Below are 14,998 nucleotides of genomic sequence, written 5' to 3' on the forward strand. Positions count from 1 at the left end.
TATTTGGCGATTTATACGGTCTGAATTTGAAATTTTTGTTCTGTCATTTGTGTTTGTAACCACTGATTAAATCGTTCATTTAGTAACCGTTGTCTTGTGGAACGATCTAATTGGGCTGGGAGTATTTTTTCTAATCGGACAATTACTATCACATTATTAATTTGAGTTGGTGGTGATAGTTGTTGTGGTTGACTTTTGGCAAGGATATTTACCAATGTAGGATGGAGAGATTGTAAATCTATTGGTCCGACTAAGCCATCTGTTTGCGATTCGGGACCTTGAGCATATTCCCGCGCTAATTGGGCAAAGGATTGTTCACCCTCTTGAATACGAAAGTAAATTTCCTGAGCGATCCCAATTTCTGAGGTGGTAATTAGGGAATAAATCACCCTATCTAACTGGCTTTTACGTTGGAAAAAGTAGGAGTTTAAATCCCCTCCCCAAGTTTCCTCTTTAAACTTTTCTAGTTTTAATTGTCGTACCGCCATAATTTTCAACTTTTGGAAACTTTCGCTCTGTGGTTCTAGTCCCTGATATTGTTGGGCTAATTGTTCGCAGGCTAGTTGTTCTTCTTCTGGAGTACAGACAATTTCTGCGATCGCTTGATCAATGAATATTTCTTTCATTAATAGCGGTAATAGCTGATATTCCGATAATAATGATAAAACCTCTGTGGGCTGGAAGATGCGATCGCCTAATTGTAGAACTTGATTCATATTGCTTGTGATCAGGTTTGTTGTCATTGTTAATTTCTTTTGAAAAGATAATATAACTAGATTGTCACTAAGTTATATTTTGGTTAAATTATACAATTTATTGCAACTTTACTCTGGATTGGTTTCAGTGTAGTATTTAAATACTAATTATTTGCCAATTACCAAAAGTTGATTTTTTGAATTTAAGTAGGTTGGCGTTAAAAATTGTCGTTATGACAAGGGAACAGGGAAGAGGTTTTGGGTAACTTTACTTTTTGTTATATATTACTCTTCGAGAAGCCGCTCCGCGTCTACGGTTTTTTCCCGTTCACCTACTTAGTCACAGTGTTGATATTTGGATATTATCTTACCAAATTACCATAAATTGATAAATTTGTCATATCAAACTTATTTACTAGGGAATGGGGCATAATGACGAATTAGCAACCTAAATTAGATAACCAGTCACCTCGGTTATTGCGGGATCTTCACTTACTAACTAATCTTCAAAAATCAATCCAGCCTGAGAAATAATTACAACACCTAATAAGTTAATACAGGACAAAATTATATAAAGGGTAAATTTAATTTCTCTAAAAAGGTAAATATAATCACAAAAATACTGTAAGGGCAAACCCCCCGTGGTTGCCCGGAATTGTGGTTGCCCAAAATCGGAGACAAACTTAGTTAACGAAATTTGCTAGGATTTAGACGGCTGGGAGCTTGGCGTGTGGTATTGGTATTACGTCTAATTTCTACTCCATTTCTCAGTTTTCCGCCTGTACCACCGTCTTTAGGATCAAGATAAGGTTTCAAATTAATGCCCTGTTTAGCAGAACTCACCTGATTTTTACCACCTAAAAGCGTTTGTCCCAGGCTATATAAGCTATCTCCATTACCTCTGTTACGATTGGTGTAGGTATTAACGGCATTAGTCTGTTGTCCACTATCAGCGGTAGTTAGGTTTTGGAATACACTATTGCGAATAGTATAGGGATCTTTACCACGGGGTACTGTCAAGACAATTCGACAATTGGGCTGAGATTCAGTGGTGACACAGATAATATTTTCGTTATTTTCTACAGCTATTTGTAATTCTTGTAATCCATCGGGGCGATATAATTCTAAACGGCTGGCGATCGTTTCACAACGTCTTTGAGCATCCCAATTCCCGCCTAAAGTTTGAGGTGCAGCCCAAGCAAAATATTGTCCAGGTTGACTTTGGGGCTGATACATGACCGTAGGTTGTCCATTCTTATATTGACAACTAAACCTTTTACTACTGTCAACTGTGGTGGAAGTTGGTATGGTGGTTGATGAGCCTGATGGAACTGTAGTAGATGAACCTGATGGAACTGTAGGCACAACAACTTGAGCAAAAGCTACAGTATTACCAAAAAATAAAGAACAGCCCAGACTACTCAACAATAAAAACCGAAGTGATTGTAATGACATAAATATAACCTCTGTTAGAAACAGGTAAATAGTTGATATCTCTATTGACGGAGAATATATTTTTTTGATTCAATAACAATACCTGTTTTTTGTGTTTTTAGTATACACAGGAGAAACCGCCACAAGCTACGAAGGATTATCAGCAGCTTACAGCGGTTTCTTGATTAGGTTGTAGTTCAATACAAAAATATATAAGTGGACTGGACAAGCAATCAATTAAATTCGACTTAAATTACGCTTCCATTGTTTTCAATTATCAGGTACTTCTGGCTGTGAGTTCCACACCTCCAATAACAATTTGGTGAGATTTAGGCGAAAAAACTTTGATAGGAAGCTACAAGAAAAAATTGATTGCCGGGACACTAGAGCAGGAGGCACAAACTCTAATGAAAAAGTTTGGATTTAAGGTTTGACTTTTAACCTTTTTGTACCATGCCCTTAATCTAGCACGAGTTTTTTGATTTATGTTATCTGTTTACTAAACTTGAAATTCATTAACATATTGCAACAATTCTGACTGGGCGCACGCCCTGCGCTCCTACTTTGGTGACTCCTGCTATATTAGAGGTTTTATGAGTTCTGCACCGATGGAAATTATTATTGGTTGGCTATATCCTAAGTTGATGAGTACCTACGGCGATCGCGGAAATGTGATCACTATTCAACGCCGCGCTCAATGGCGGGGGTATAATGTGATCGTATTACCCTTGGATCAAGACTCTACCGCTGAGGATATAAAATCAGTAGATGTGATTGTTGGTGGGGGCGCACAAGACCGTCAGCAAGAAATTGTCATGCGGGATTTACAAGGGGCAAAAGCGGAGGCAATGCGTGATAAAATCGAACATGGAACGCCGGGAGTTTTTACCTGTGGTTCTCCCCAATTGCTAGGAAATTATTATGAACCAGCCTTTGGACAAAGAATTGAAGGTTTGGGAATTTTAGATTTAGTTTCTATTCATCCTGGTGAAAATACGAAAAGATGTATTGGTAATTTAGTGATAGAAGTTACAGCTTCACGATTGGCACAGGAAATAGAAGCAATGACAGGGACAAAACCTTATTTAATCGGGTTTGAAAATCACGGTGGCCGGACGACATTAGGGCAGGTGGAAGCTTTGGGGCGTGTGGTGTATGGTTTGGGGAATAATGGAGAAGATGGCACAGAAGGAGCGTTTTATCAAAATGCGATCGCTACCTATTCCCACGGGCCATTATTACCCAAAAATCCTTTCGTTGCTGATTGGTTAATTCAAACGGCGTTAAGGCTGAAATATCAACAGGAAATCAAACTGTCACCTTTAGATGATACCTTGGCAATGCAAGGACGGGAAGCGATGTTAAAACGGTTGAAAGTGAATTCACCCAGTGTAGCTGGAGTTAGTTAGAGAATTCCACAAAAAAGATGATCCAATTTTGTAGGATGGGCATCTTGCCCGTCCTTGTGTTGTTAGCGGGCAAGATGCCCGCACCACAAGAGATTTTGGGATATTTTTTTAATTGGAAGTCTCTTAGGAAAATAGGTAATGGGTAATGGGTAAAAGTTTAATCATGCAATTACCAATCACCGATTACCAATTACCAGGTTAATAAACTACATTATTTTTTTATAAAATAAGAACGATTTTCGGTAAAATGTCTGATAAGTTACTATAGAAATCCGAAATTGTTTAGTTAGTCATTATTTTAAATCTGTGCAACTTCCTTTCGACTCCGCTCAAGGTAAACCTTCTTTCCCAGAATTTGAAAATCGCTCAAGTTACCACCCCAATCAGGGTTTGCGAAAATTACTTAATCGTCTTGTCATCAAAATGCAACGGGATGAACTGATCAGACAAACGACAAATCACCTGAGAGAATCACTTCAGGCTAATCGTGTAGTATTGTATTATTTCTATGAACAATGGCAAGGGCAGGTAACATTTGAATCATTGAGTGCTGATGAATATTCGATTCTTGGTTTTACCGGACCAAGCGATTGTTTTAACCATGAGTATGCTGCTTTGTACTTAGAAGGACGGGTTAGAGCGATCGCTGATATAGAATTAGAAGCAATTCAGGATTGTCACCGTGATTTCCTTCGCAGTATGCAAGTTCGCGCTAATTTGGTAGTACCAATTTTGATACCAAGAGGATTATGGGGACTATTAGTAGCACATCATTGTCAAAGTTCCCGTAATTGGACTGTAGCAGATATTGAACTAATGCAAACAGCAGCGCGAACTTTAGCCACAGACTCTAACATTTTAAAGAGTTAAAAATCAAATCCATTAATTCATCCGCGTTTATCTGCGTTCATCTGCGTTCAAATCATTTAAATTCCCAAATTTAGGACTCCACCATCCTTTTGCAGTATGAAAATAAGCCACATCCTTATGTTTGGTATCCTTCCATGAATCCTGACCAGAACACCGCAACATAGTTTTATTTTGCCCATCTTTGAGGTAACTGTATTCCTCCAAAGGTTTCCTGCATACAGGACAGGGATATGCAGTGATTTTTGCTGAAGGTTTGGGAGCATTTTCATCTGCAGATGTTTTAGTTTTCGGTGCTTCCCACTTTTTGTGAAAATCACTCCAAAATAGCACAATGTTTTCGCAACCACTCACACATTTAAGAAAGTATTTCTTTTTAACTTTACTGCTGGGAATTTTGGCTAAACAGTTCTTACAATCAGGACAACGAGTTTTAGAAGTTTCATATTTACGCTCAAGAAAATTATTAGTTTTAGCTGTATTTGATGAATTAGCAACCACAGTTTTAGCTTTGGAAAGTGCAGGAACAAAATAACTTTGATTCCAAGTAGTTAGGTAATGTTGCCAAGAGTTTTTTCCTTCAGAAATTGCATCTAGGGCATCTTCCATTTTAGCAGTAAATTCCGCTTCTAATAAATCTGGTAAAGCCTTTTGTAAAAATTCATCAACTTCTAAACCCAAAGCTGTGGGTTGAAGATTATCTTTTTTCAACTCCACATAATTGCGTTTCTTTAAAGTAGCAATTGTTGGAGCATAAGTGCTAGGACGACCAATGCCTTTACGTTCCATTAATTGGACAAGTTTGGGTTCGCTATATCTGGGTGGTGGTTGGGTTTGTTTTTGGTCATGTCCAGCTTTGGCTAAAGTTAGGATTTGTCCCTGTTGCAATAAGGGTAAAACGGCATCTTTGCTAAGATTCAGCCAATATTTTGCATAACCGTAAAATTCAATTACCTGCCCTCTAGCTTGCCATAAGATATTACCTGATTTCGTAATTACCAACGTTTTACGAAGTTGTGCTGGACGACATTGGGAAGCGATCGCTCTTTTCCAAATCATCACATATAGGTTAAACTCATCTTCAGGTAATTCTGCCCGTAATTGCACCGAAGGACGAAAAACATCTGTGGGACGAATGGCTTCATGTGCTTCCTGAGCCGTTTTACTACTACGCTGCTTGGCTACTTGTTGGGGGACATTCTCAGGGTCATTTTGTTCCAACCATTGACGAGCGCTCGCACAAAATTCAGGACTCAACATCACTGAATCGGTTCGCATATATGTAATTAATCCTGCCTCATATAGCTTTTGTGCCACCTGCATGGTTTTGTCAGGGGAAAATTTCAACTTTGAACCGGCAGCTTGTTGGAGGGTAGAGGTGGTAAATGGTGGAGGGGGTTGACGATAAACCAGTTTCCCTTCTAAGTGAATAATTTGATGAAGATGACGTTTTGCTTCCTCAACTAATCTGTTTGCTTCTGCTTCCGAAAGAACGCGCTGAGATTCGGGTTTTTCTGGGTTGTTACTAGCTGCATCATCATGAGTTTCTGTTTCTGGTTCTGATGTTTCTTTCTCAGTATTGTCCGTACCTTTGTAAAAAGCCCGAAATCCTTCTTGATAATCTACCCACACACTCCAATAATCTTGGGGGACAAAAGCCAGAATTTCTCTTTCGCGCTGACAAATTAGATGTAATGTGGCGCTTTGAACTCTACCGACACTTTTTGCCCCGTTATTTAATGCCCAAACCAGGGGACTACCTTTGTAACCTACCAGTTTATCAAGACAATCTCGACATAATCCGGCACCGATTAAGTTAGTGTCAAGTTTTCGGGGGTGTGCGATCGCATTCCGCACTGCTGATGGTGTAATCTCAGTATAAACTACTCGTTTGGGGTCTTTTAATCCTAACGTTTCTTTAAGATGCCAAGCAATGGTTTCTCCTTCTCTGTCTGGGTCTGTAGCTAAAACAACTTCATCAACCTGTCTAACAGCCGCTTTTAATTGTTGAATTGTTTCCTTTGCACGTTGGTCACGGGGGATATAATTGCAGCGAACAGTATTACCATCCATTGTAAATCCTAGTGAATCATCACCCTCATTACTGAGTTCGCGGATATGTCCACAACTAGCGCGGACAATCCAATCTGCACCGAGAATTTGACTCAGTTTTTTAACTTTTCCGGGAGATTCAACCACTAGGAGACGTTTGGGCATAGCATTTATTTTTTATATCCGTTAATTCATCCGCGTTCATCTGCGTTTATCTGCGTTCAATTATTCTTAATATCTTATTCTTCGCACCTACTTACAATCATTCAGATAATCATCCATAATAGCTGGTAACTCCTTTGCTGAACAAGTATAAGTTAGGGATAAAAATGTAATAGCTTTCGTAATTATTTCTTTTCTATCTAGAATTTCTGATAATTGAGAACGAGTGTATTTACCATTCATTGTTTCTAGACTAGCATCAGCGATCGCATCTTCAATTACTTCTTCCTCAATTAAATTTTCCCATTCATCTTCATTTACATAATAGGATCTTTTATTTTCTTTAAGATTAATTTTTTGAATTTCCCTAATTGAATTACGAATAGAAGCCATCCAAGAATTTGTTAATCGCTGTTCTATTTTATTTTTAATCAAGTGAATCAGTAAAATCTTTAAATACGATTCTATATTTCGCAATATTGCTTGTTTACTCATTCCTTCTAATTCATCTACAATTGCTAAAGCATCTGTATAATTTCCTTGTAAAATGCTGTTTCTGAGGTCTATTAATTCTTGAGTCATTTTCATTAACCTCCAGTATAATTTACATATTGATAATAACACATATTTTTCTGAAAAAGCACATTCAGGTAACTTTAAATTTAATGCTTAAATATCTATGCAATAAGAGTTTTAAGATAAAACTCGTTCAGAAATCAAATGGGATTCCTGTATTTTTATAATTGTCAAAATCAGGATATCTTTATTCTAACAATTGCGGCATTCTTGGTGGTGCTGTTTTCCACATTAAATCAATTTCTTCCGGTGTGAGTTGATACGCTTGATTAATTAAATCAGAAAGACGCTGTTCTAATTTTAAAGCTTCGTTTTTCCGGCTGTTAATTTCGGGAACATAATCATTATGTGCTTTACGCAAAGCTGTAAAAGCAGATATATCTAGAGGAGGTATAATTTTTTTTGCAGTTGTTTTCCTTACCATTCTTCTTCTCACTTCTTCTACAAAGTCTGGAAATTCCAAAGTAGCAAAATCTTCTAATTTATTGCCCAGTTTCTCAATTTTGTATTCTATTTGCAACCAGTCAAGAACATCTTTATAAACTTGTCCGTTGAGTTTGGTAATTTCAATTAACCGGGTGACAATTGCTTCTACTTCTGCGCGGATTTTTTCTGTGGGTTGTGCAATCGGAATATTTTCTGTATAAATGTTTTTCAGACGTAATACTTCATCTTTACCATGAATTGTATTTCTCCACAACCATGACCACATAAGAGGTGAATTGAGAACAGCAAGCAACCATAAATCAGAACAAGGTAAAGCAAAACAAGTCATGTCTATGAATACATTTTGTTTATCTAAACAAAATCGTGAATGAAAAGCTAAATCCTGCCAAATAATTTTAGGTTCTTCAAAAAGATGATAAGATGATGGTGATGCTTGTAATTGCCACCATAACTGTTTACCTGCTCTAGCCTCTAACTTATTTCTATAAATTTCTAAATGTTCTTTAATCACAGGATATTGTTCTATATCTATATCTTTGTGAGCAAAAATTATCCAAACTTTATCCCATTCAGGAATCCATCTTTTAATATCTTGACCTCTCAATAATGGCTTGATGATTTCTGCACATTTTGGGTCAGCTTGAACTAATTTATTCTTAGTAGCATCATCTATGAAAAAAGCCTCATTAAAACCTGTTTTTATTCCACATATCGGTTTAACCCCAGCAAACTCCTTTAACGGAACTCCTACCCGTTGAATTTTCCGCATTAAATCATCAACCGCAGGAGGTTCTAAACTCCAAGCATTAGCAGTAAACCGCGACCAAGGAATAGTAAAACTGTTTTCTGGATTCTGCACATATTGAATGAGGTTAATATTTTTCAACTCCCCACGGGGAACAGCACAAATTAAAACCGATTTTTCCTCATTCTCTGTATTTGAAACTTCAGATTTCCTCGCAGCGATAATACAAGGAAAAGTATCAGCGTCTTCAAAAATTGGTGCGTGTCCAAAATCAATAATTTGTTCAAAGACACTTTCTTGAGAAAAGAACCGTCGCAAAGGTTCACCATAACCAGAACGTAACCATTTATTAGTGACAATATAAGAAATAATTCCTGCTGGTTTGAGCAGATTTAAACCCTTTTCATAGAAATAAATATAAATATCTGCAACTCCGTCATAAGTTTGATAATTTTCCTGTAAATAAGGTTTAAATGGTGATAATAACTCCTGACGAATATAAGGAGGATTTCCAATAACCACATCAAAACCACCTTCAGCAAATATCTGGGGAAATTCATTTTCCCAATTAAAAGGTAAGTCTGTGATTTTTGCATCATTAATGATGGAATTACCGATTTTAATATTATCGTCCAAATAACTTAAAGTTTTTCCCTGAGTTGCAGTTTTTAACCACAAAGATAACTTAGTAATTTCTACCGACTCTGGAGATAAATCAACCCCAAATAAATTATTACTGAGAATAGTTTTATCTAATTCCATATTTTCTGTAGTTTGATGTTTCAGAAATTGCAAATTATCATTAACTCGTTGATACTGACTTGCAAAATAATCAAAAGCTGCAATTAGAAACGCACCAGAACCACAAGCAGGATCAATAACTCGCGTTTTTACTAATACTTCGTCTCTGTAACTTTGCCAAAATTCAATTTCCCGTTTTTGATTTTCTGCTGTATCTGTAAATTCCCCTAATTTAAACTTTTCTCTTAATTCATCTTCACGGTTTTGTAAATATCCACCAATTGCAACTTCGACAATATATTGAGTAATATAAGCAGGAGTGTAAAATACGCCTAACTTTTTCCGTTTACCTTGTTTTCTATCAAATTCCTGTTTAGCAACATCAGCTTTTAATTCTTCTAAATCTGTAATTGACTGCTCAAAAATTCGTCCTAAAATATCTACAGAAACTTCTGAATCAAAATCAAAGCGTGTTAGTTTTTTAAGTTTAGTACATAAAGGATCGGGAATATCTAATTGTGCATCTAAAATTGGATCATATTGAAATAAACCACCATTATAACCGGGTATTGGTGGATCTTCATTACCTTGGTCAACCCAACGAAAAACGGCTTTATAATTTTCCCAAATTCGTCGCGGATTATAAGCATCTTTGCTATCATGAGCTTTAGCAATTGTCTTTTCTGGCAATAATCCTCTATACTCACAAAAAGCAATAAATAAAATTCTGTCTAATGTTTTTTGTGCTTTCTCAATTAATACTTGATCACGGTTAGGAATATTCAACTTACTACCAAAACGAAACCGGAAATCTTTAACTATATTTAATCTAACTTGTTTATATTCTTCATAAAGTTTTTTAGTAATGTCCTCTTGTGCTTCCTCAGAAGTTACTAACAAAGTATCAATTTTAGATACATCTTTAATTGGTAAAAAGTTTTCCCGACAAAGCAAAAAATAAAATCTTTTAAATTCCTCTAAATTTGCCAAATCAACTAATAAAAACTTTTCATAATAAGCCGGAGTTTTATTGGTATGATATAATCGTAATTCTCGATAATTAGAAATAATAATCCAATGACAATCAGGTGTATAATTAGCATAGCGCCAACCCTGATCAACGGCGGATTCTTTTCTTCCTGGTGCGGGTCTATCTAAATCATCTTTTGTCCCTTTTAACTCAATTGGTGCAACAACTTTACCCTGTAATTTTACCTTTCCTTTGTTATTTTCTGTAGCGGTAAAAAAGCCCACAGCAGCATCAGCAGAACCCCCACCGTCAGCAATAGTTTGTTCTGCGTGAATTTCCCAAAGTTTGCCACCACCTGCAATAATGGAAGAATAACCTAAAACATCTTGAAAGATATCTTTGAGAAAATCACCATGCAAAGAAACTTCTTTTACTTGATTAAGAGTCCCTGAATTTAAAGCTTCAATCCATTTTTTAATAATTTTGTGCCGTTCTTCCAAATCTGACGGAAATTTAAAATTAACCAAGGCATTTTTTAACGTCTTTTTCTGAAATAAAGTTTTAGAAAATTGTTGATTCATAACTATAATTTATAAATGTAGATCATTTCATTTAGCTCCCCGACCTCTCAAATAAGTCGGGAATCTGGGTAACATATCAATTTAATGATATCATACAAGAGTAAAAAAGTTTCTAGTACATCACAAAAATCTTTACATCTAAAAAACCTTAACGCAAACCAACATCCTATACATCCTTAAATCCTGTACTTCGACTTCGCTCAGTAACCGGATATCCTGATTCTGACAATAATTAAAAAATGGTACAATATTAATAATCCACAAACCCGAAATGGTAATGCTTCAAACTCCTATCAAAACCTTAACCCTTGATGAATTTCTCAAATTGCCAGAAACCAAACCAGCAAGGGAATTTATTAACGGTGAAATCATTCAAAAACATAAGCCTCAAGGAAAACATAGCACAGTTCAAAGCGATTTTGTTTCTGCGGCTAATACGGTTCTCAAACCCCAGCGTATAGCCCGTGCATACTCTGAATTACGCTGTACCTTTGGCGGTAGATCCATTGTACCTGATATTGCCATCTTCACTTGGGAACGCATTCCCCGCGATGAAAATGGTGAAGTTTCTAATACTTTTGCTATCCCTCCTGACTGGACAATTGAAATACTTTCTCCTGAACAAAGTCAAACTAAAGTTGTGCGGAATATCCTCCATTGTCTTAGTCATGGTACTCAAATGGGTTGGCTAATTGACCCCGCAGAAAAATTAGTTTTTGTCTATTTTAATGATCAACGGATTCTATTATTTGAACTAGAAACAGATAGCTTACCTGTTCCATCTTTTGCAGAATCATTTAATCTTACAGTAGGTCAACTTTTCGGTTGGCTAAATGAATAAATATTCGACATATTCTTTTATTTGAGTTAGAAGCATTAGTTAACAATCAACTACAAACTTTATGGATTCTCATTCCCCGTTATGTCAAGCCATAGCTCATCGGATTATCACCAGTCCTCAAAAAAGAATTACCTTTGCGGAATACATGGATATGGTGTTATATCATCCAGAATATGGTTATTATTCCAGTGATGCTATCAAAATCGGATTTCGGGGCAGTGATTTTTTCACATCTGCCAGTTTAGGCGCTGATTTTGGGGAATTACTAGCAAAGCAATTTTACCAAATGTGGGAGATTCTAGATCAACCTATCCATTTTGATTTAGTAGAAATGGGAGCAGGACAAGGTATCTTAGCATCCCATATTCTCAATTATATACAGCAACAATACCCAGATTTTTTGGCAGCAGTCAAATATATTATTGTTGAAAAATCACAAAGTTTAAAACAAGAACAACAACAACGGTTACAAGATTTTTCTGTAGATTGGTGTAACTTAGAAGAAATTCCCTCCAAATCTATTAACGGCTGCTTCTTTTCCAATGAATTAGTAGATGCTTTTCCAGTCCATCAATTTACTTTAGAAGCAGGGGAATTGCGGGAAATTTATGTCACGATTGGGCAACAATCGGAGGAAGAAAATTCTGCTTTACCTTTCGACTCCGCTCAAGGTAAACCTCTATTTATGGAAATAATAGGAGAACCATCAACACCACAATTAGGAGAATATTTTAAGTTAGTGGAAATTGATTTAAGCCAAAATACTTATGAAAATGGCTATCGTAGTGAAATTAATTTAGCAGCTTTGAATTGGTTGGGTATAGTGGCAGACTGCTTGGAACGGGGGTATGTGCTAACAATTGATTATGGCTACCCTGCTCATCGTTATTATAACCCCAGGCGATCGCAGGGAACTCTCCAGTGCTACTACCAGCATCGTCATCATGATAATCCTTATATCAATATTGGGCAACAAGATATCACTGCCCATGTTGACTTTACAGCCTTATCATCTTGGGGTGAACGGTGCGGACTCAAAAACATGGGTTGGACTCAGCAAGGGCTATTTTTGATGGCATTGGGAATAGGTGAAAGGTTAGCTGCACTCTCCTCTCAACAGCAACCAATATCACAGTTGCTACAACGCCGAGAAGGATTACACCAACTAATTAACCCGGGGGGATTAGGCAACTTTGGCGTTTTAGTCCAAAGCCAGGGACTAACTGAACAAGAAGCATCACAACCACTCCAGGGATTAGTCGTACCAGAGTAGAGATCAAAGAGAAAGGTTAAAAATCTCTTTAACAATCCTGTATTAGTCCTGATTGCACTAGCATAACAGAGATGACATTTAAGTCAAAAATCTACCCAAGAGAAATAATTATGAATGCTCATGATCTGTTAGTGCTAGTAACTCTACTTTCCCCCGGACTCTTACTTTCCGTCATCATTATGGTGACTTTTGCCGCTGGAGGCTAGTACCGCTTCGCGGAAGTCAAAAGTCAAAAGTCAAAAGTCATAAGTCATAAGAGGAAAGAGAAAGAAAAAGGAAGAGGAAACGGAAAGGACTTTTTTTATTTATTCTTTCACTTTTCTTTCTCCTGACTCCTGACTCCTGACTCCTGACTCGGTGACTTCTTCTACTAACAACTGACCACTGACAAAGGAACGTAAAACATGAAGGTGGCATTTCTGGGAACTGGATTGATGGGACTACCGATGGCTCAAAGGTTATTAGCTACCGATATAGAACTAATTGCCTATAATCGCACCCCAGAAAAATTAGAACCGCTACGGAAAGCAGGGGCGCAAATTGTGACGAAACCCCGCGAAGCCATCCGTGCTGCTGACTGTATCGTGCTAATGCTTTCTAACGCCGCAGCTATTTATCATGTACTTCTGACAGATACTTCTTGGCATACTTTATCAGGACGCAGCATCATTCAAATGGGGACAATTAATCCCTTAGAAAGCCAAGAAATCAGAGATACAGTAGTTGCGGCTGGTGGTGAATATATAGAAGCACCTGTCCTCGGTAGTATTCCCGAAGCTCAAACTGGCAAATTAATTGTCATGGTAGGTGGAGAGGAAGAACAATATCAGCGTCATTTAAAGTTACTCCAACATTTTGGCGAAAATCCTGTATATATAGGCGCTGTGGGTTCGGCATCAAACCTCACCCTGGCGCTCAATCAACTGATTGCTTCTCTCACAACTAGCTTTGCTCTGAGTTTGGCATATATCCAGTTGCAAGGCATTGATGTTGATTTGTTTATGCAGGTTCTGCGCGAAAGTAAACTTTATGCGCCTACTTTTGATCAAAATTTGCGGCGAATGTTAGATGGCAATTATAATAACGCCAACTTGCCGACAAAACAACTGATCAAAGAAATAGATTTATTTATCTCGGAAGCAAAATCCTTGGGTTTGAATCTCAACAGCATTGAGGGTGTAAGGCAAATCTTACACGCAACTATGAAAATGTCCTATCCAGAAGATGATTATTCATCCGTATTTCCAGCAATTCGGGAATGGGGTGAAGTCAGTGGAGGTTGAAAAAGAATGTAGAGACATTCCATGGAACGTCTCTACAAGGATTATGACTAAAACGGGATGTCATCTGGATCGGGTTCTGGCGTAACTCCTACAGGGGATGGAGACTGCACAGGGGCGGGTTGGTATGTCGGCTGAGATGGCGCTACCTGGGGCATTGGGGCTGATGTCGGATAGTTTGATTCATAATTAGTCTGGCTGTAGGTTGGTGGCGCTACAGGGGTTTCATAGGCTGGTGTGGTTCTCGTGGCTGCTGGTGGTGAACTGGTATAAGTACCTTGTCCGATGGCGTGAATCCTTTGGACTGTTAATTCTGCGCGTTTTTCCTTAAATCCTTCGGGGCGATCAATTGTATTCATGCCTAAGCGCCCTTCAATAATAACGCGATCGCCCTGATGATAACTTTGGTGAATCTCTTTGGCTAAATTTCCCCAACCTACGACTTTTAAAGGATGCGTTGGATCTTCTGGTTTTGCTCCCGCGACATGAACGATCATTTCTGTAACTTCTAACCCATCTGGTGTGTGACGCAGTTGGGGATTATCGTAAATTTCTGCCATCAAAATACAACTGTTCATTGTCTTCTCCTGATTTTTAATACTTTTTCTCACGGTGAATTTCACCTCACGAGAAAAGTCAAGCATAATTAGTTAGGGCAATCATCACACGGATCATTGTTTTTCTATATTACACCTGACTAGAACGAGCATTATGTTTTGTCTGTATAGAACAATTGTACTATATTACGGTCTGGACTGTGATTTATATAATTAATTGGATTTATGTGATTGATAGTTCTGTTTGTTACAGGTATCGCAATTGGCTTTGATTGAAATATCTCATTCGATTAAGCCTGCTCTTTTGATGATGAGATATAGACACAACAAAATTGTTGTGCTATGATTAGTGATAGAAGAATCAACTA

At 37.5% G+C, this 14,998-nt stretch carries 11 protein-coding genes; 5 read left to right on the forward strand and 6 right to left on the reverse strand.

The window, feature by feature from the left end:
- Window positions 1-11 precede the first annotated feature (11 nt).
- A complete protein-coding gene (locus FJR09_RS16970; protein WP_168652727.1) occupies window positions 12-743 on the reverse strand; it encodes a peptidylprolyl isomerase in 732 nt (243 codons plus the stop codon).
- Window positions 744-1,382: 639 nt separating this feature from the next.
- Window positions 1,383-2,150, reverse strand: coding sequence for a COP23 domain-containing protein (locus FJR09_RS16975; RefSeq protein ID WP_168652728.1), 768 nt, complete (start codon window positions 2,148-2,150; stop codon window positions 1,383-1,385).
- 572 nt (window positions 2,151-2,722) lie between these two features.
- Between FJR09_RS16975 and FJR09_RS16980 the strand changes: the two genes are divergently transcribed.
- Window positions 2,723-3,538 (forward strand): type 1 glutamine amidotransferase, encoded by an 816-nt coding sequence (locus FJR09_RS16980; RefSeq protein ID WP_168652729.1) that lies wholly within the window; start codon window positions 2,723-2,725, stop codon window positions 3,536-3,538.
- 306 nt (window positions 3,539-3,844) lie between these two features.
- Window positions 3,845-4,408, forward strand: a complete 564-nt coding sequence (locus tag FJR09_RS16985) for a GAF domain-containing protein (RefSeq protein ID WP_174782870.1) — start codon at window positions 3,845-3,847, stop codon at window positions 4,406-4,408.
- 27 nt (window positions 4,409-4,435) lie between these two features.
- Here FJR09_RS16985 and topA read toward each other — a convergent pair whose 3' ends face one another.
- The 3 genes from topA to FJR09_RS17000 all read right to left on the reverse strand — a co-directional run bounded on the left by topA (window position 4,436) and on the right by FJR09_RS17000 (window position 10,679).
- On the reverse strand, window positions 4,436-6,622 hold the full coding sequence (topA, locus tag FJR09_RS16990) for a type I DNA topoisomerase (protein WP_168652730.1): 2,187 nt from the start codon (window positions 6,620-6,622) through the stop codon (window positions 4,436-4,438).
- Window positions 6,623-6,709: 87 nt separating this feature from the next.
- Window positions 6,710-7,201 (reverse strand): DUF29 family protein, encoded by a 492-nt coding sequence (locus FJR09_RS16995; RefSeq protein ID WP_041457586.1) that lies wholly within the window; start codon window positions 7,199-7,201, stop codon window positions 6,710-6,712.
- A gap of 181 nt (window positions 7,202-7,382) precedes the next feature.
- Complete coding sequence (locus FJR09_RS17000; protein ID WP_168652731.1) at window positions 7,383-10,679, reverse strand: Eco57I restriction-modification methylase domain-containing protein; 3,297 nt, start codon at window positions 10,677-10,679, stop codon at window positions 7,383-7,385.
- A 277-nt stretch (window positions 10,680-10,956) separates the two neighbouring features.
- Here FJR09_RS17000 and FJR09_RS17005 point away from each other — a divergent pair, with 277 nt between their 5' ends.
- The 3 genes from FJR09_RS17005 (at window position 10,957) to FJR09_RS17015 (ending at window position 14,076) form a co-directional block, all read left to right on the forward strand.
- Window positions 10,957-11,520: a Uma2 family endonuclease gene (locus FJR09_RS17005; protein WP_168652732.1), complete on the forward strand. Its 564-nt coding sequence runs from the start codon at window positions 10,957-10,959 to the stop codon at window positions 11,518-11,520.
- A 61-nt stretch (window positions 11,521-11,581) separates the two neighbouring features.
- Window positions 11,582-12,793: a class I SAM-dependent methyltransferase gene (locus tag FJR09_RS17010; protein ID WP_168651662.1), complete on the forward strand. Its 1,212-nt coding sequence runs from the start codon at window positions 11,582-11,584 to the stop codon at window positions 12,791-12,793.
- Window positions 12,794-13,197: 404 nt separating this feature from the next.
- Window positions 13,198-14,076: an NAD(P)-dependent oxidoreductase gene (locus FJR09_RS17015; RefSeq protein WP_015078484.1), complete on the forward strand. Its 879-nt coding sequence runs from the start codon at window positions 13,198-13,200 to the stop codon at window positions 14,074-14,076.
- A 47-nt stretch (window positions 14,077-14,123) separates the two neighbouring features.
- Here FJR09_RS17015 and FJR09_RS17020 read toward each other — a convergent pair whose 3' ends face one another.
- The gene (locus FJR09_RS17020; RefSeq protein ID WP_168651664.1) at window positions 14,124-14,651 is read right to left on the reverse strand and encodes a single-stranded DNA-binding protein; all 528 of its coding nucleotides are present in this window, start codon (window positions 14,649-14,651) and stop codon (window positions 14,124-14,126) included.
- Window positions 14,652-14,998: the final 347 nt, after the last annotated feature.

The sequence above is a fragment of the Dolichospermum sp. UHCC 0406 genome, assembly GCF_009712025.1.
In the GTDB taxonomy this organism is placed as follows: Bacteria; Cyanobacteriota; Cyanobacteriia; order Cyanobacteriales; family Nostocaceae; genus Dolichospermum; species Dolichospermum lemmermannii.

Coding starts and splice junctions, on each gene's coding strand:
- FJR09_RS16970 (WP_168652727.1), bottom strand. CDS start 743: ATGACAACAAACCTGATCACAAGCAATATGAATCAAGTTCTACAATTA.
- FJR09_RS16975 (WP_168652728.1), bottom strand. CDS start 2,150: ATGTCATTACAATCACTTCGGTTTTTATTGTTGAGTAGTCTGGGCTGT.
- FJR09_RS16980 (WP_168652729.1), top strand. CDS start 2,723: ATGAGTTCTGCACCGATGGAAATTATTATTGGTTGGCTATATCCTAAG.
- topA (WP_168652730.1), bottom strand. CDS start 6,622: ATGCCCAAACGTCTCCTAGTGGTTGAATCTCCCGGAAAAGTTAAAAAA.
- FJR09_RS16995 (WP_041457586.1), bottom strand. CDS start 7,201: ATGACTCAAGAATTAATAGACCTCAGAAACAGCATTTTACAAGGAAAT.
- FJR09_RS17000 (WP_168652731.1), bottom strand. CDS start 10,679: ATGAATCAACAATTTTCTAAAACTTTATTTCAGAAAAAGACGTTAAAA.
- FJR09_RS17005 (WP_168652732.1), top strand. CDS start 10,957: ATGCTTCAAACTCCTATCAAAACCTTAACCCTTGATGAATTTCTCAAA.
- FJR09_RS17010 (WP_168651662.1), top strand. CDS start 11,582: ATGGATTCTCATTCCCCGTTATGTCAAGCCATAGCTCATCGGATTATC.
- FJR09_RS17015 (WP_015078484.1), top strand. CDS start 13,198: ATGAAGGTGGCATTTCTGGGAACTGGATTGATGGGACTACCGATGGCT.
- FJR09_RS17020 (WP_168651664.1), bottom strand. CDS start 14,651: ATGAACAGTTGTATTTTGATGGCAGAAATTTACGATAATCCCCAACTG.